General features: G+C 63.8%; 13 protein-coding genes. 1 reads left to right on the top strand and 12 read right to left on the bottom strand.

Annotated features, from left to right (window positions below; all coding sequences use genetic code 11):
• Nucleotides 1-39 precede the first annotated feature (39 nt).
• Nucleotides 40-477 carry an acyl-CoA thioesterase gene (locus tag ACCD03_RS15005; protein ID WP_413412166.1) on the top strand — a complete coding sequence of 146 codons (438 nt, stop codon included), beginning with the start codon at nucleotides 40-42 and terminating at the stop codon, nucleotides 475-477.
• 65 nt (nucleotides 478-542) lie between these two features.
• Here ACCD03_RS15005 and ACCD03_RS15000 read toward each other — a convergent pair whose 3' ends face one another.
• From ACCD03_RS15000 to aspS, 12 genes are all read right to left on the bottom strand, one after another.
• On the bottom strand, nucleotides 543-1,307 hold the full coding sequence (locus ACCD03_RS15000; RefSeq protein WP_413412165.1) for an enoyl-CoA hydratase: 765 nt from the start codon (nucleotides 1,305-1,307) through the stop codon (nucleotides 543-545).
• Between the two features lie 26 nt (nucleotides 1,308-1,333).
• Nucleotides 1,334-2,299 carry a DegV family protein gene (locus ACCD03_RS14995; protein ID WP_413412164.1) on the bottom strand — a complete coding sequence of 322 codons (966 nt, stop codon included), beginning with the start codon at nucleotides 2,297-2,299 and terminating at the stop codon, nucleotides 1,334-1,336.
• A 226-nt stretch (nucleotides 2,300-2,525) separates the two neighbouring features.
• Entirely contained in the window at nucleotides 2,526-3,725 is a 1,200-nt protein-coding gene (locus tag ACCD03_RS14990; protein WP_092973292.1) for an acetyl-CoA C-acyltransferase, read from the bottom strand.
• 42 nt (nucleotides 3,726-3,767) lie between these two features.
• Complete coding sequence (locus tag ACCD03_RS14985; RefSeq protein ID WP_325654790.1) at nucleotides 3,768-6,248, bottom strand: 3-hydroxyacyl-CoA dehydrogenase/enoyl-CoA hydratase family protein; 2,481 nt, start codon at nucleotides 6,246-6,248, stop codon at nucleotides 3,768-3,770.
• A gap of 75 nt (nucleotides 6,249-6,323) precedes the next feature.
• Nucleotides 6,324-8,111 carry an acyl-CoA dehydrogenase C-terminal domain-containing protein gene (locus tag ACCD03_RS14980; RefSeq protein ID WP_045203771.1) on the bottom strand — a complete coding sequence of 596 codons (1,788 nt, stop codon included), beginning with the start codon at nucleotides 8,109-8,111 and terminating at the stop codon, nucleotides 6,324-6,326.
• 51 nt (nucleotides 8,112-8,162) lie between these two features.
• On the bottom strand, nucleotides 8,163-8,753 hold the full coding sequence (locus ACCD03_RS14975) for a TetR/AcrR family transcriptional regulator (protein WP_021196492.1): 591 nt from the start codon (nucleotides 8,751-8,753) through the stop codon (nucleotides 8,163-8,165).
• A 404-nt stretch (nucleotides 8,754-9,157) separates the two neighbouring features.
• Nucleotides 9,158-10,822, bottom strand: coding sequence for an acyl CoA:acetate/3-ketoacid CoA transferase (locus ACCD03_RS14970; RefSeq protein WP_325649692.1), 1,665 nt, complete (start codon nucleotides 10,820-10,822; stop codon nucleotides 9,158-9,160).
• Nucleotides 10,823-10,864: 42 nt separating this feature from the next.
• On the bottom strand, nucleotides 10,865-12,133 hold the full coding sequence (clsB, locus tag ACCD03_RS14965) for a cardiolipin synthase ClsB (RefSeq protein WP_325649694.1): 1,269 nt from the start codon (nucleotides 12,131-12,133) through the stop codon (nucleotides 10,865-10,867).
• Nucleotides 12,130-12,876, bottom strand: coding sequence for an endonuclease/exonuclease/phosphatase family protein (locus tag ACCD03_RS14960; RefSeq protein WP_045203774.1), 747 nt, complete (start codon nucleotides 12,874-12,876; stop codon nucleotides 12,130-12,132). The genes clsB and ACCD03_RS14960 overlap by 4 nt, the downstream gene beginning before the upstream one ends.
• 1 nt (nucleotide 12,877) lies before the next feature.
• Nucleotides 12,878-13,363, bottom strand: a complete 486-nt coding sequence (gene nudB, locus ACCD03_RS14955; protein WP_316676959.1) for a dihydroneopterin triphosphate diphosphatase — start codon at nucleotides 13,361-13,363, stop codon at nucleotides 12,878-12,880.
• A 116-nt stretch (nucleotides 13,364-13,479) separates the two neighbouring features.
• A complete protein-coding gene (locus ACCD03_RS14950; RefSeq protein ID WP_413412163.1) occupies nucleotides 13,480-14,340 on the bottom strand; it encodes a hypothetical protein in 861 nt (286 codons plus the stop codon).
• 162 nt (nucleotides 14,341-14,502) lie between these two features.
• A complete protein-coding gene (gene aspS / locus ACCD03_RS14945) occupies nucleotides 14,503-16,374 on the bottom strand; it encodes an aspartate--tRNA ligase (protein ID WP_325649700.1) in 1,872 nt (623 codons plus the stop codon).
• Nucleotides 16,375-16,412: the final 38 nt, after the last annotated feature.

The following is a 16,412-nucleotide window of genomic DNA, read 5'->3' as shown; positions in this document are numbered from 1 at the left end:
CGCGCCCTGGGCCCGCTGGTGGGCCCTCCCTCCGCTTCAATGCTGCCCTGCATCATCATGCCCGATACCCAAGCCACCACTGAAACCGTCACGCTGCCCGCCGACAAGCAGCCCGCCGTGCGCGTGATGCCCATGCCCTCCGACGCCAACGTCCACGGCGATGTGTTTGGGGGCTGGATCATGTCGCAGGTGGACATCGCCGGGTCGATCCCTGCCGTGGTGCGCGCCAACGGCCGCGTGGCCACGATCGCGGTCAACTCGTTCGTCTTCAAGCAGCCCGTGTACGTGGGCGATCTGGTGAGCTTCTACGCCAACGTCGTCAAAACGGGGCGCACGTCGATTACCGTGGACGTGGAGGTCTACGCGCAGCGCATGCACGCCAGCGGCCGCCACGCCACCGTCAAGGTCACGGAAGCCACCCTCACCTACGTGGCCACCGACGAGACCCGCAAGCCGCGCGTGCTGCCGCCGCTCTGAACCGGCAGCGCTCAACAAAAAACCCGGCCTCGCGCCGGGTTTTCTTTTGCGTATGAACGCTTCGCTCAGTTGAACTTGGAGAAATCCGGGCGGCGCTTTTCGAAGAACGCCGTGAACGCCTCGTGCGCTTCCGGCGCGCGCAGCATCTCGCCAAACTGCTTGCCTTCCACCGACATGCGCTCCGCGATCTGCGGCGTGGCGCCTTCCTTCATCAGCCGCTTGGTCGCGCGCAGCGATGCGGGCGGCAGCAGCGTCAGCTTACGCGCCTGCGTATGCACGAAGGCATCCAGCTCGCCGGGCGGCAGCACGCGGTTGACCAAGCCCAGCTCGCGTGCTTCGTTCGCGTCAAACGGCTCGCCGAAGAGCAGCTTGTCCGCTGCGCGGTGATAGCCGGCCAGTTGCGGCAGCAGCAAGCTTGATGCGGCTTCCGGGCAAAGGCCCAACTGCGCGAACGGCATCGACAACTTGGCTGTCTCGGATGCGTAGACGAGGTCGCAATGCAGCAGCATCGTTGTGCCCACACCGACAGCCGCGCCGCTCACCGAGGCGATCAGCGGCTTGGTCGCCCTGCTGATTGCCTTCAGGAACTGGTGCACGGGGGCGCTCTCGTCCTTGGGCGGGTTCTTCATGAAGTCTTCGAGATCGTTGCCCGCCGTGAACACGCTCTCGTGGCCGGCCAGCACGATCACGCGGATGGCAGGATCGGTCTCGGCGGCCACCAGTGCATCGGCCAGCGTTTGATACATCGCGGCCGTGATGGCGTTCTTGCGGTCCAGGCGGTCAAAGGTGAGCGTCAGGACGCCGTCTGCGGTCTCGGTACGAATCGACATGAAAACTCCAGGTGAAACCTGCGCCGCTAAATCGGCACAGGAGATTCAGATAGATAACCGACGGAGAACGCGTTGGCCCCCACGTTCAACGCCACGGTGAGGCTCATCGGCGCGAGCAGCACTTCCACGCCGTGATCCTGTGCGGTTCGCATCAACGCTTGCACCGGCTCCATGCGGCGCACCGTGTCGAGCGAACCGGAATACGTGATCGCCACCACGGGCGTGGCCAGACGCTCCTCGGCGATCATGGTTTCGGTATGCGCCATCAGACGGCGGATGCCTTCATCGGAACCGCGCACCTTGGCGATGGCTTCTGTCTCGCCCCGGTGCATATGGATGAGCGGGCGCACGTTGAACGCCGTGCCCATCATGTAGCGGCCCCAGGTGATGCTCTTCTCGCCCTTCTGCTTGGCGCGCGTGTACATGTACAGCAGCTCATCGGGCACGAGATAGACGTGCGAGGCATCGCGCAGGCGGTTCTCGATCACGTGCACGACGTCACGCACCTCCGCGCCCTCACGCAGCATGCGCGCGGCTTCGTGCACCATCAGCGCCTGGCCGGGGCCAATGGCACCGGTATCCACCACCGTCAACTCGAACAGCCCCGAGCGACCGGCATCCTTGCGTGGCTTGAAGCTCTTGGCTGTGGTGCCCACCACCGCGCCAGTTGCATGGCTGTAGAAATGGCTGCGTGAACTGGCAATCGTCAGCAGCAAGGCACGGTCGTACTGCGTGACCACGTGCTTGAGCAGGTAGTCTTCGATCTCGCGTTCAAGCAGCGGAATTGATTCGGCGTAGTGATCCTGCTTGTCGACGAGGTACTTGCGATAAAGCTGCGGCAGCGCCGCCTCGTCGCGACGGTCTTCTACAAACAATTCGCCGGCACGAATGCGGAACGGCACCACGCCCAAACCCAGTTGATCGATCATCGAGCGCGGCATATCGCATGCCGCATCGGTCAATACGATTGTGTCGCCGACAGTGTTGCCCATCGCGCGCCCTCCTCTTGGCGCACCGCCGGTGACCCGGTGGTGTGTCTCCTCTGTTGCGGAGTCGTGGCTCCGCTTCTATTGCGATACCGGCTTGGTGCCGGCCGCATTCTTCGGCGCGCTTGTTCTGGACGACTGCGCGCCTGCGCAACTATGCGTGGTGAGACGGGCGATTAGCAAGCAGGGGAAGGCCCTAAAAAGCTACCTGAGCCTTCCCCCTTGCGTGGGGTCACATGCGTTCGAAAATGCCCGCGGCACCCATGCCGGTGCCGACGCACATCGTCACCATGCCGTACTTCTGGTTGCGACGGCGCAGGCCGTGCACAACCGTGGCCGCACGGATGGCACCGGTCGCGCCCAGCGGGTGGCCCAGCGCAATCGCGCCGCCCAGCGGGTTGATCTTGCTGGTGTCCAGGCCCAGGTCCTGAATCACGGCCAGCGATTGCGCGGCAAACGCTTCGTTCAGCTCGATCCAGTCAATCTGATCCTGCGTCAGGCCGCCAGCCTTCAGCGCGGCAGGAATCGCTTCCTTCGGGCCGATACCCATGATTTCCGGCGGGACGCCGCGCACCGCAAACGATACGAAGCGCGCCAGCGGCACCAGGTTGAATTGCTTCAGGATCTTTTCCGACACCAGGATCAGCGCGCCCGAGCCGTCCGACGTTTGCGAACTGTTGCCGGCGGTCACGCTGCCCTTGTTGGCGAACACGGCGCGCAGCTTACCCAGGCCTTCGACCGACGTATCGGCACGCGGGCCTTCATCCAGCGACATCGTGCGCGTCTTGATGTCGATGGCGCCCGTGCCCAGGTTGGGGAACTTCTCGATGATCTCGATCGGCGTGATCTCGTCCTTGAACTCGCCGGCTTGCTGCGCGGCCAGTGCCTTCTGGTGCGAAGCCAGCGAGAAGGCATCCTGCGCCTCGCGCGAAATCTTCCATTGCTGGGCGACCTTCTCGGCCGTCAGGCCCATGCCGTAGGCGATGCCGACGTTCTCGTCGCGCGTAAAGATCTCGGGCGACATCGACGGCGAGTTGCCCATCATCGGCACCATGCTCATCGATTCCACACCGGCGGCGATCATCACGTCGGATTCACCCACGCGGATGCGGTCGGCAGCCATTGCCACGGCGGTCAGGCCCGAGGCGCAGAAACGGTTGACGGTCACGCCGCCCACGGTGTTGGGCAGGCCGGCCAGCAGCGCGCCGATACGCGCCACATTCAGGCCCTGCTGCGCTTCGGGAATCGCGCAGCCGACGATGGCGTCTTCGATCAGCGCCGGGTCCAGGTTCGGCACCTGGGCAACGGCGCTCTTGAGGATGGTCGCCAGCAGATCGTCGGGGCGCAGATTCTTGAGCGTGCCCTTGGGTGCCTTGCCGATCGGGGAACGCGTCGCGGCGACGATGTAGGCGTCTTGCAGTTGCTTGGTCATGATGAAATTCCTGTTCTCGTTTTCGTCTACAGGTCGCGCGGGTCAGTTACGAACGGGCTTGCCGGTCTGCAGCATGCCCATGATGCGTTCCTGGGTCTTGGAGCTGCCGAGCAGATCCACGAAAGCCTTGCGCTCCAGCGCCAGCAGCCATTCTTCGTCCACCAGCGCGCCGGCTTCGACGTCACCGCCGCACACGGCTTCAGCGATGCGCGAGGCGATCGTGAAGTCGTGCTGCGAGATGAAGCCGCCATCACGCATGTTCACCAGCGACGCCTTGATCGTGGCGATGCCCGAACGACCCGCCACCGGAATGCCCACCGGACGCAGCGGCGCGCGGTAGCCCGAATCGGACAGCGCACGGACTTCGTTGCGCGCAACGTGCAGCAACTCGTGCACGTTGAAGACGATCGTGTCGGTCGGCTGCAGGTAGCCGATCTTCTGCGCGTCCAGCGCGGAAGACGACACCTTGGCCATGGCCGCCGCCTGGAAGCGGTTGGTCAGGAATTGCAGGATGTTGGTGCTGCCCGCAGCCTGTGCCGCCTTGGCAGCCGCCAGTGCAGCTTCCTTCAGGCCGCCGCCTGCCGGCACCAGGCCGACGCCCACTTCCACCAGACCGATATACGTTTCGAGCGCAGCCACACGCTTGGCCGAGTGCAGCAGCAGTTCGCAGCCACCGCCCAGCGCAATACCCGACGCGGCCGACACAACCGGCACGCCGGCGTACTTCACGCGCATCATGCCGTCCTGGAATTTCTTGACGAACGGCTCGATGCCCTTGGCGCCGCCCATCATGAAGGCCGGCATGGCTTCTTCCAGGTTGGCGCCGGCCGAGAACGGACCGCCCGGCGCACCCAGCTTGAGCGACGTCAGCTGCCACACCACCAGACCTTTGTAGCCGGCTTCCGCCAGATCAACCGCACGCGTCAGACCGTCGATGACGCTCGGCCCGATCGTGTTCATCTTGCTCTTGAACGAAACGATCAGCACGTCGTCCTGCCCTGCCGCGTCGTCCACCCAGATGCGCACGGCGTCGGTCTCTTCAATGGTCTTGCCATACGTGAGCGGGTTGACCGTCGTCGCACCCTTGATCGGCGCACGGAACACCTGACGGCCGTACACCAGCAGCGTGCTGCGCGACAGGAACGTGCCTTGGTTGGCGGACCACGACCCCTCTGCCGAATGCACACCGCCGTTGTCCGCCACTGGGCCGGAGAACACCCACTGCGGCAACGCCGCGTTCGACAGCGCCTTGCCAGCTTCGATGTCTTCCTTCACCCACTCGGCCACTTGCTTCCAGCCGGCCTCTTGCCAGTCTTCAAACGGGCCGCTGTTCCAGCCGAAGCCCCAGCGGATCGCCAGATCGACTTCCGCTGCCGAATCCGCAATCTGCTCCAGATACACAGCGATGTAATGGAACACGTCGCGGAATACCGCCCACAGGAACTGCGCCTGCGGGTTGGTCGATTCGCGCAGCAGCTTCAGACGTTCGGCGGGCTCCTTCTTCAGGATGCGCACGACGATGTCGTCCGCCTTCTTGCCGCTCGGGCCGTACTGGCCGCTTTGCGGGTCCAGCACCTTGATTTCCTTGCCTTCCTTCTTGTAGAAACCGGCGCCTGCCTTCTGGCCCAGGGCACCCGCTTCCACCAGCTTGGCCAGCACCGGCGGCGTGGCGTAGACCGGGGCGAACGGATCGTCCTTCAGGTTGTCCTGCATCGTCTTGATGACGTGCGCCATGGTGTCCAGACCCACCACGTCGGCCGTGCGGAACGTCGCCGACTTGGCGCGGCCCAGCTTCGAGCCCGTCAGGTCATCCACCACGTCGAACGGAATGCCGTACTTGGCCGATTCTGCAAACACCGCCAGGATCGAGAAGATGCCGACGCGGTTGGCGATGAAGTTGGGCGTGTCCTTCGCGCGCACCACGCCCTTGCCGAGCGCCGAGGTCAGGAACGTTTCCAGCTTGTCGAGGATGTCGCCGCGCGTATGTGCGGTCGGGATCAACTCGACCAGATGCATGTAGCGCGGCGGGTTGAAGAAGTGCACGCCGCAGAAGCGCGACTTCAACTCGGCATCAAAGCCGTCCGACAGTTCGGTAATCGACAGGCCCGACGTGTTCGACGCAAAGATCGCATGCGGAGCAATGTGCGGCGCGACCTTCTTGTACAGATCGTGCTTCCAGTCCATGCGCTCGGCGATTGCCTCGATGACGAGGTCGCAGTCGCGCAGCTTTTCGATGTCGTCTTCGTAGTTGGCGGCCTGGATCAGGTTGGCGTCGTCCTTGATGCCCAGCGGCGCCGGCGACAGCTTCTTCAGGTTTTCAATGGCTTTGAGCACGATGCCGTTCTTCGGGCCTTCCTTGGCCGGAAGATCGAAAAGCGTAACGGGAACCTTGGCGTTGACCAGGTGTGCGGCAATCTGCGCGCCCATCACGCCGGCGCCCAGCACAGCAACGCGCCGGACGAGGAAGTTGGAGCGCTGGCCGGCCTGCGGCTGCGCGCTGGTGGAGAGTTCAGTGCGGGTCATAGTGTCCTCGCGGGGAGAGAGGAAGAGACGAGGGGGGCGACGTTTGCACGCGTCGCCCCAAGAGAATGCGGCTGTTTAGAACAGATCTGCTTCGAGTGCCATCAGCGTTGCGCCGCCGGCACGTGCCATGCGGATCTGCGAAGCCGTTTCGGGCAGCAGCTTGGCGAAGTAGAAGCGCGCCGTTGCCAGTTTGACCTTGTAGAAGGTGTCGCCGCTGTTTTGCTTTTCCAGAGCGATCTTGGCCATGCGGGCCCAGAAGTACGAGAACACCAAGTGGCCGACCACGCGCAGGTACGGCACGGCGGCGGCGCCGACTTCGTCCGGGTTGGCCATGGCCTTCATGCCGATTTCCATGGTCAGCTTCTGGACCTTGTCACCAATGTCCGCCAGCGGGTTGATGAACTCCTGCATGGCTTCGTTGGTGCCTTCGGCTTCCACAAAGTCCTGGACCAGCTTGCCGAACTTCTTCATCTTGGCGCCCATGTCGCCCAGGATCTTGCGGCCCAGCAGGTCCAGCGACTGCACGGTGTTCGTGCCTTCGTAGATCATGTTGATGCGGGCATCGCGCACGTACTGCTCCATGCCCCATTCGGCGATGTAGCCGTGGCCGCCGAACACCTGCATGCCTTCGTTGGTGGAGATGAATGCGTTGTCGCTCAGGAAGGCTTTGGCGATCGGCGTCAGCAGCGCGACCAGATCAGCCGCGTCCTTGCGCGCGGACTCGTCTTCGTGCGACAGCTCGCGGTCAATCTGCAGTGCGATCCAGTAGCTGAATGCGCGGCCGCCTTCTGCAAAGGCACGCTGCGTCAGCAACATGCGGCGCACGTCCGGGTGCACGATGATCGGGTCGGCCGGCTTGTCCGGTGCCTTCGGGCCCGACAGGCTGCGCATCTGCAGGCGTTCCTTGGCGTAAGCGGCCGAGTTTTGATACGCAACTTCGGTCAGACCCAGGCTCTGCATGCCGACGCCCAGACGGGCGGCGTTCATCATCACGAACATGGCGTTCAAGCCCTTGTTCGGCTCGCCGACCATCCAACCGCGTGCGCCGTCCAGATTGATCACACAGGTGGCGTTGCCGTGGATGCCCATCTTGTGTTCGATGGAGCCGCACTTCACAGTGTTGCGCTCGCCGGGGTTGCCGTTGGCATCGGGGATGAACTTCGGCACCACGAACAGCGAGATGCCCTTCGTGCCGCCCGGCGCGTCCGGCAGGCGTGCCAGCACCAGGTGGATGATGTTTTCGGCCAGGTCGTGCTCGCCCGCCGAGATGAAAATCTTCGTGCCGGTGATGGCGTACGAGCCATCGGCCAGCGGCTCAGCCTTGGTACGCAGGATGCCGAGGTCGGTGCCGCAATGCGGCTCGGTCAGACACATCGTGCCGGTCCACACGCCCGACACCAGCTTCGGCAGGTAGCGCTGTTTGAGTTCGTCGGTGCCGTGCGCGTGCAGGGCTTCGTACGCGCCATGCGAGAGGCCGGGATACATCGTCCAGGCCTGGTTGGCCGAGTTCAGCATCTCGTACAGCGCATTGTTGATCAGGATGGGCAGACCCTGGCCGCCGTACTCGGGATCGCAGCCCAGCGAGGGCCAGCCAGCCTCAACGTACTGCTGATACGCTTCCTTGAAACCCTTGGGTGCCGTCACCACGCCGTCGCCGTGGTAGGTGCAGCCTTCGCGATCGCCGGACTGGTTGAGCGGGAAGATGACTTCGGAGCAGAACTTGCCCGCTTCCTCGATCACCTGATTGATGGTGTCTGCATCGATCTCCGCGTGCTGCGGCATTTGCTTCAGGTGGTCCTCCACGCCGAGAAGCTCGTGGAGAACAAACTGCATGTCACGCAGCGGTGCGGTGTATTGACCCATCTTGCAACTCCTTGGTGTGTACTGCGCGACCGCTAGGTGTGCGATGCCGCGTCAGGTTCGGTAAGACTGAATGAGTTTGTTAAGCGCCACCATGGCCAGCTCGGCACTGTTCGGCAACCGCAGGAAACGCGCATCGTGATGCAGACCCAGCTCCAGGCTGTACATCTCGAAGAGCATCAATTGCGGGTCCGCTTCTGCACGCAGGTGGCCTTCTTCCTTTGCCTGTGCGATCGCGCGAGCCAATGCTGCACGCCAGATCGTCACGCTCTTGACGAGTTCGTCGCGCACCGGGCTTTCGGCACGATCGTCGTACTCCACCGCGCCGCTGATGTAGATGCAGCCCGTGGTCACTTCCTGAATGCGACGCTCCATCCAGCGTCGCACCATGCTCCACAGGCGCGGCAGACCGCGCGGTTCCGTCAAGCTCGGGTAAAAGACTTCCTGCTCGAACCGTTTGTGATACTCGCGAACCACTTCCACCTGCAGATCCTCACGCGAGCCGAAGTGCGCGAACACCCCGCTCTTGCTCATCTGCATGCGCTCCGCGAGCACACCGATCGTCAATCCTTCCAGTCCGTCGCGCGAAGCCAATTCCAGCGCGGCATCGAGAATCGCTGCACGCGTCAGTTCGCCCTTGCGCATCGGGGTGGCTGCTGCGTGATTTGATTCGAGACGAGCGGTCGGGTGACGCATGATGATTTCTCTCCGTTCTTTTCTGGGGCGTGACACGCGAGAAAACTGGCTTCTTGCAGGGCGCCTTTCGCGTGCCGGGCAGGACTCTAAACCAGCCTGCGCGAACACTCTAGCCCAAAATCGAACGGTCGTTCAATTATTTACAGGGGCTCTTGGAGCGGCAAGTGTTTTATTAGAAAGCGGCATCTAAATGGCGACTCTGAATCGCCACCTTTCGCGGTGCAGCGAAAATCCCGCAAACCCTTTAGATGAAAAGCTTTGCAGGGTGTGCGCCGCACCCATAAAACGGGTGCGGCGCAGCATAATTGATGAATTTTCTAGTGCTACCCATCAGTAAATAAACCGGCGGAAATTCAAACCGGCGCGATGCCTGAGCACATGGCGCCACGGCGGAAGATGCGGGCGTCCATTTCACGCAGATCAGCTGCCACGGCAACCTCCGCAGCGCACTGATCTAACACGTCGCGCTGCAGGTCGATGCCGGGAGCGATTTCGGTCAGCGTGAGGCGCCGGCTGCCGTGGCCATCGTCACGCATTTCGAAGACAGCGCGCTCGGTCACGTAGCGCACGGGAATGTCCGAACGCGCGGCATATTCACCGTTGAAGGTCAGGTGCGACACGGCTGGCACGATCTTCTTGAGCCGTCCTTCGCGCACGATGCGCAGCTTGCCGTCCTCGGCTTCGACTTGAAGGCCGCCAGCGGTGAGCGTGCCCATGAACACGACCGAGCGTGCGCTCTGCGTGATGTTGATGAAACCGCCGACGCCCGCGACGACGGTGTCGCCGCCCTCGCCAAACAGGCTGACGTTGACGTTGCCGGCGCCATCCAGTTCTGCCAGGCCGAGGATGGCGAGATCGATGCCGCCACCTTCGTAGAAGTCGAACTGCGCTGGCTGATCCACCACGGCTTCAGGATAGGCCGAGGCGCCGAAGCTGAGGCCATCTGCCGGCGTGCCACCGATTGGGCCGGCCTCCACGGTGAGCGTAAAGCCACGCGCGCCTTCCTGTTCTGCCAGGGCTCCGACCGCTGCAGGCATGCCCACGCCCAGATTCACGACGCGCGGTTGCTGCGCCATCAGTTCCAACACGGCGCGGCGTTGCACCAGCGTACGGGCATCAAGCGCGCCGTGCTGGCTGGTCTCCAGCGCCTCGCTCGCTTCGATGGCGTCTTCCTTGAGTTGGATCGCCTCCCCTTGCCAGGGGCGGATATAGGTCGGGTTGAACGCCTCACCGAAGGTCATCTGGTGCTCGGTTTCATCGTCAGCAACGACCACGTAATCGACGAGGATGCCCGGCACGTGGATCGCCTGCAGGTTGTCGTGCCGATCGACGAGCCGACGCACCTGCGCGATGACGATGCCGCCCGAGTTGCGCGCGGCTTGCGCCATGGCCAGCAGTTCGTGATGAAAGGCTTCTTCGTGCGTGCTGATATTGCCGCGGGGGTCGGCGGCCGTGCCGCGCAAGAAGACGCAGTGCAGCGGAAAGCTGGGGTAGAAGAGATAGTCTTCGCCGCGAAAGCGTTCGTACTCGACCCACGAGGCCGTGCCTGCTGCGCGCGCCGCCTTGGCGCGGGCATTGATGGCGCCGCCGTGGTAACGGGCGTCAAGCTCCGTGCGTGGGTCGACGAAGGTGTGCAGACCCATCTTGGTCAGCACGCCGGGCTTGCCACCCGCGATGGCTCGGTACAGATGCGTGAGCACGCCCTGGGGCAGGTTGAATGCATCACATTGCTCGGCAAGCGCTAGGTCCGCCAGTCGCGTGGCGGAGCGCCAATGCCCGCCGACCACACAGCGCGTCATCCCGGGATTGCCGAAGTGGTTGACGCCGCGCGTGGCGCGATCGCCCTGCCCGGCGGAGTAGACCAGCGTGAGATCGCGCGGCTCGCCGGTGGCCAGAAAGCGGCGTTCGAGCGCATGCGTGACGGCCTCTGCATGGCCCGCGCCGACAAACCCTGCGCACGCAACCGTCCACTCCGGCTGTACCAACCGCGCCGCCTCATCGGCTGTGATGACTTGCATGTCTCCTCCGTCTTGTTATGTTTTTTGCAGATGTCTGCACCGCTAATACTGCGCTGCGCGCCCGCTGATGACGACGCCAAGGCGCACGAGCCGGTAGGCGCACCAGTCTGCCAGGCGCCACCACCAACGGCGCGCGGCGTGCTCATCAGCCAGGACGCGGCGTGCGTGATGAGTGATCGCGTCTTCAAGCGCGCCGCGCAGTTCGTTGGCCACGGTCGCATCCCACGCAACGACGTTGGCTTCGCGTGCCAGCAACAGGCTGAAAGGGTCGATGTTGCTGGAGCCGACGGTGGCCCAGCGGTCGTCCACCACGGCCACCTTGGCGTGCAGGAAGCTGGCCGTGTATTCGTGGATCTCGACGTTGTCCCGCAGCAGCATGTGATACAGCGAACGCGTCGCGTAGTGCTGCAACCGGTATTCGACCTGTCCTTGCAGCAACAGGCGAACGCGCACACCGCGCTGGCGGCATGCCGCCAGCGCGCGCATGAAACGCACGCCCGGCAAGAAGTACGCGTTGGCGATGATCACCTCGTGCCGCGCCACACCCAGCGCGCGCAGATATTCGCGTTCGATCGCGCGCCGGTTGCGGACGTTGTCACGCAGCACCAGCGAAGCCAACACGGTGCCCGGTGCGCGCGCACTTTCTCGCCCGGACGCGCCGCGATGCCGTGGTCGCGGCGTATCGGTCATCACCGGAAAATCGGCGGCGACGCCCGTGACGCCCACCTCCCGCATGCCTGCGCGCACGCCCATCTGCCACCAGAGCCGATCGACGGTCAGCGCAATCTGCGCGACCAGTGGCCCGCGCACCCGCACGGCAAAGTCGTAACGCGGCCCCAGCGCTGCGTCGTGAAATGGCGCGTGATTCAGGTCGTCGATGATATTGATGCCGCCCACGAACGCCACGTCGTCATCGATGACGACGATCTTCCGATGCAGCCGTCGCAAGTAGCGACGTTGCAAGCGAAAACCACGCACCGGACGGTAGATGCGCAAGCTTACGCCCGCCGCTTCGAGCACCGCGCCGATGCTGGCGGGGAGCAACCCGGTGCCGAAGCCGTCGATGGTCAGGTTGACATTCACGCCACGGCGTGCCGCGCGGGCGAGCGCTTCGGTCACACGGTGGGCGGCGGCGTCGTCGGTGTAGATGTAGGTTTCAAGCGCGACACGGCGTTGCGCGGCATCGATGGCCTCGATCAAGGCCGGGAAGAACTCGGCACCGCCGCACAGCAGGTCGACGTCGTTGCCCGGCAGGGGCTTACCCCGCCGCCACTCCGAGCGCAGCGGACCCGCATCGCGCACGACCCTCATGGATGCGCCAGTTCCGCCAGCAGGGGCACGTGATCGGAGCGCTGCGCCCATTCGCGGCCGGTCAGCGCATGCGCCCGTTCGATCTCGAACCCGCGCACGTAAATGCGGTCCAGCCGCAGCCAGGGCATGTGGCTCGGGAAAGTGCGCACCGGGCGCGTATCGGCGGCCTTGTCGGCCACTTCGGTCGCACCCAGCGCCTGGCAGATCATGCGATCGAGCCGGTTGTTCCAATCGTTGAAATCGCCCGCCACCACGAGCGGCGCATCTGGCGGCACAACCGAACGCACGCGATCAACGAGCGCTTCCGCCTGCCGCTGCCGGCTGCGTGCAAACAGGCCGAAGTGCGCGCACAGCAGATGCACTTCGCCAAAGCCAAGATCCGTCACGGCGTGCAGCAGGCCGCGCTGCTCAAAGCGGTGGTCGGAGATATCGAGGTTTTCCGACAGCAGGATCGGATACCGCGACAGGATGGCATTGCCGTGGTGCCCGTGCTCGTACACGGCGTTGCGGCCATATACCGTGTGCGGATAGACGTCCGTCGCAAGGTAGCGCAGTTGCGTGTAGTTCGGGTCGAACAACTCGGCGGCGACCAAGCGGTCGTTGCGGTCCTGCACTTCCTGCAGGAAGACGATGTCGGCGTCCATGGTATGCAGGCCCTGCCGCACGTCATGCACGCGCACGCGCCGCGCAATGCCCGTCACGCCCTTGTGGATGTTGTAGGTGGCGACGCGCAAACGCAGCATGTCAGGCTTGGTCCTTTGTCAGCGCGGCCTGACGCGCGTGATAGGCAGCAAGGCGTTCGGGCAACTGCAAAATGGCCTCGGCGTTGCTGCGTGAGAAGCACCGCGCGGCAGCCTCTTGGTAGGGCAGCCATTCGGCCTGCACATGCTCGCGCGGTGACATCCGTACCGACACCTTGCCGCTCACCAGCAGGCCAAACCAATGCTCGGTGTTGCGCGTAACGCCCGGCGCGTAGCGGTGCCGCCAGCGGGGGTAGATCTCGTATTCGATGTGGTGGCCCCAGTCGATCAGATGATGCTGGGCCGCGTCGATGCCGGTTTCCTCGAGCACCTCGCGGCGGGCGGTATCTGCCAGGGGTTCGTCGAGCGCATCGCAACTGCCCGTCACGGATTGCCAGAAGCCCGAGTGGTCTGCCCGCTCCATCACCAACACATGCAAATCGGGTGTGTGAATGACGACGAGAACGGAGACGGGAATCTTGTGCGACATGGATGCGGTTGCTGCGTGCTTCGATGGGCGGCGCGATCGCGCTGGAAGGCAATAGCTTACCGCAGCCAGAAGCGTGCCACCGTGACGCTCAGCGTGCTGCCATGCCGTGGCAACAATCAGGCAGCGCGCAGCGGCCCTTGACCGGTGCGTGTGCGGGCGAGCCACAGCGCCGTCTCATCCGTCGCCGTTTCGTGACCAAGCTCGCGGCGAGCCACAGCAAGCAGCGGATCGAGCATCGCTGCATAGTCATCGGCCGCGCGCTGCGATTGCGCCCACAACGCTTCTGTACGCTCGCCGATTTGTTGGCGCAGCGCAGCGAGCTGTGCGGTCAATTCGCGTTCGCGATTGCCTAGCGTGTTGAATTTCTGGATGAGGAAGCGCTGTACATCGGTCTGCTCCGATTGAGCGTTGGCCTGGTCGAAGCGTTCAACGATGGCTGAGGTCTCGCGCTCAATGCGATGCAGCTCGCTGGTGCCCTCACGCTCAGCGGTCTCCAGCGCTTGCAGGGCGCGGCGTTCGGCCTGCAAAACACGTGCGTGGTCGGCAAAGCGGAGTTCTGCCGCCAAATGCGCTTCGGCCAACGGGCGCGGTGTGTCATATACGAGCGGATGCACGGGCATGCCTAGTGCGGCCGGCGGCAACGCCGTCTCGGGCAAACGCAGGTTGGCGACCGCGTGCAGCCAACGCATCCGCTCTGCCGCAAGGTGACCCAGCGCGCGCATCGCCTCGACCAAACCCGGAGACGCCGCCGATGCGGGTACCGACAGATGTGCGCTCTGCGCCGCCGCCGCAATTTCGGGCACGCAAGCCGCAACCGTGGTGGCCACTGCTTCGGTCATGGCCATGGCGGCACGCCGCGTGGCACGGCGAATTTCGATCCACGCCAGCGTCATCACCACCAGCGCGGCGATCAACCAAGTCAACAAGAACTCGGCATGTGCGGCGATCCATGTGCGCGCAAAGTCGATGTAGTCCATCTAAACACTCCTCCTTCGTCGTCACCCAACGTGACAGAAACGAAAGATCCGGTTTAGCACGCAATGTTCCCGATTGCTGCGCGTTGCCCGGCAGGCGCCCAAAAACAAACCGCGCCGCCCTTGTCAGGCGGCGCGGTCTTTGTGAAGCGTCAGCGCGGGCGCTTAGGCAGTCGTTGCAGCCGTCGGTGCAGCCACCTTGGCCTCGGCGGCGCGCAGGCGGATGTGCAGTTCGCGCAATTGCTTTTCGTCGACCGGGCTTGGTGCCTGGGTGAGCAGATCCTGCGCACGCTGCGTCTTCGGGAAGGCGATCACGTCGCGGATCGAATCCGCACCGGCCATCATCGTGACAACGCGGTCCAGACCGAACGCGATACCGCCGTGCGGAGGCGCACCGTACTGCAGTGCGTCGAGCAGGAAGCCGAACTTGGCACGCGCTTCCTCATCGTTGATCTTCAGCGCGCGGAACACCTTGCTCTGCACTTCTTCGCGGTAGATCCGCACCGAGCCGCCGCCGATTTCCCAGCCGTTGAGCACCATGTCGTAAGCCTTGGCGATGCACTTGCCCGGATCGGTTTCCAGGTATTCCAGGTGTTCGTCCTTCGGGCTCGTGAACGGGTGGTGCATGGCCACCCAGCGCGCGTCTTCCTCGTCGTACTCGAACATCGGGAAGTCGATCACCCACAGCGGCTTCCAGGCATCTTCGAACAGCCCGTTGCTCTTGGCAAAGTCCGAATGGCCAACCTTCAGGCGCAGCGCACCCATCGCGTCGTTGACGACCTTCGCGCGGTCGGCACCGAAGAACAGGATGTCGCCATCTTGTGCGCCGCTACGCTTGAGGATCTCGGCGATGGCCGCGTCGTGCAGGTTCTTCACGATCGGCGATTGCAGGCCGTCACGGCCCTTGGCCACTTCGTTGACCTTGATCCAGGCCAGGCCCTTGGCGCCGTAGATTTCGACGAACTTGGTGTATGCGTCGATATCGCCACGCGACAGGGAAGCACCACCCGGCACGCGCAGCGCCACAACGCGGCCGCCTTCAGCGTTGGCCGGGCTCGAGAACACCTTGAAGTCCACGTCCTTCATGGCGTCGGTCAGCTCGGTAAATTCCAGCTTGACGCGCAGGTCCGGCTTGTCGGAACCGAAGCGGGCCATCGCTTCGCGGAACTCCATCACCGGGAACTTGGCATCCAGCTCCACCGACATGGTGTTCTTGAACACCGTGCGGATCATCTCTTCAAACAGGTCGCGGATTTCCTGCTCGCTCAGGAACGACGTTTCGCAGTCGATCTGGGTGAATTCGGGCTGGCGGTCAGCACGCAGGTCTTCGTCGCGGAAACACTTGGTGATCTGGTAGTAGCGGTCAAAGCCCGACACCATCAGCATCTGCTTGAAGAGCTGCGGCGATTGCGGCAGCGCGAAGAACTGGCCGGCGTTCACGCGCGACGGCACCAGGTAGTCGCGCGCGCCTTCCGGCGTGCTCTTGGTCAGCATCGGCGTTTCGATGTCGATGAAGCCCTTGTCGTCCAGATACTTGCGCACTTCCATCGCAACCTTGTAGCGCAGGCGCAGGTTGTACTGCATCTGCGGGCGGCGCAGGTCCAGCACGCGGTGCGTCAGGCGCGTGGTTTCCGAGAGGTTGTCGTCGTCCAGCTGGAACGGCGGCGTGACGGAGGCGTTGAGCACCGTCAGATCGTGGCACAGCACTTCGACCTTGCCGCTGGTCAGGTTGGCGTTGGTGGTGCCTTCCGGGCGGGCACGCACGACGCCCTTCACCTGCAGGCAGAACTCGTTGCGAACACCTTCGGCCACTTTGAACATCTCCGGGCGGTCCGGGTCGCACACGACCTGCACCAAGCCTTCACGGTCGCGCAGGTCGATGAAGATCACGCCACCGTGGTCACGACGACGATGGGCCCAGCCCGACAGCGTGACGCTCTGGCCGAGCAGTTGTTCGGTGACCTGACCGCAGTATTGAGTACGCATTTGCATGTTGTGGTTTTCCGCGAAGCGCGCCGCCAAGAAAACGTCGCGCATGAAAGTTGATTGGGGGGGGCCGGGGTCGATTCGACTTC

Origin of the sequence: Ralstonia sp. Ralssp135 (assembly GCF_047304345.1) — a bacterium.
Taxonomy (GTDB): Bacteria; Pseudomonadota; Gammaproteobacteria; order Burkholderiales; family Burkholderiaceae; genus Ralstonia; species Ralstonia chuxiongensis.
Note: the sequence above shows the minus strand (reverse complement) of the source record. Positions and strands in the feature narration are given on the sequence as shown.

Coding starts and splice junctions, on each gene's coding strand:
- ACCD03_RS14995 (WP_413412164.1), bottom strand. CDS start 2,299: ATGGGCAACACTGTCGGCGACACAATCGTATTGACCGATGCGGCATGC.
- aspS (WP_325649700.1), bottom strand. CDS start 16,374: ATGCGCGACGTTTTCTTGGCGGCGCGCTTCGCGGAAAACCACAACATG.
- ACCD03_RS14975 (WP_021196492.1), bottom strand. CDS start 8,753: ATGCGCAAGGGCGAACTGACGCGTGCAGCGATTCTCGATGCCGCGCTG.
- ACCD03_RS15000 (WP_413412165.1), bottom strand. CDS start 1,307: ATGTCGATTCGTACCGAGACCGCAGACGGCGTCCTGACGCTCACCTTT.
- ACCD03_RS14950 (WP_413412163.1), bottom strand. CDS start 14,340: ATGGACTACATCGACTTTGCGCGCACATGGATCGCCGCACATGCCGAG.
- ACCD03_RS14960 (WP_045203774.1), bottom strand. CDS start 12,876: ATGCTGCGTTTGCGCGTCGCCACCTACAACATCCACAAGGGCGTGACG.
- ACCD03_RS14970 (WP_325649692.1), bottom strand. CDS start 10,822: ATGCAAGTCATCACAGCCGATGAGGCGGCGCGGTTGGTACAGCCGGAG.
- ACCD03_RS14980 (WP_045203771.1), bottom strand. CDS start 8,111: ATGGGTCAATACACCGCACCGCTGCGTGACATGCAGTTTGTTCTCCAC.
- ACCD03_RS15005 (WP_413412166.1), top strand. CDS start 40: ATGCTGCCCTGCATCATCATGCCCGATACCCAAGCCACCACTGAAACC.
- nudB (WP_316676959.1), bottom strand. CDS start 13,363: ATGTCGCACAAGATTCCCGTCTCCGTTCTCGTCGTCATTCACACACCC.
- ACCD03_RS14985 (WP_325654790.1), bottom strand. CDS start 6,248: ATGACCCGCACTGAACTCTCCACCAGCGCGCAGCCGCAGGCCGGCCAG.
- clsB (WP_325649694.1), bottom strand. CDS start 12,133: ATGAGGGTCGTGCGCGATGCGGGTCCGCTGCGCTCGGAGTGGCGGCGG.
- ACCD03_RS14990 (WP_092973292.1), bottom strand. CDS start 3,725: ATGACCAAGCAACTGCAAGACGCCTACATCGTCGCCGCGACGCGTTCC.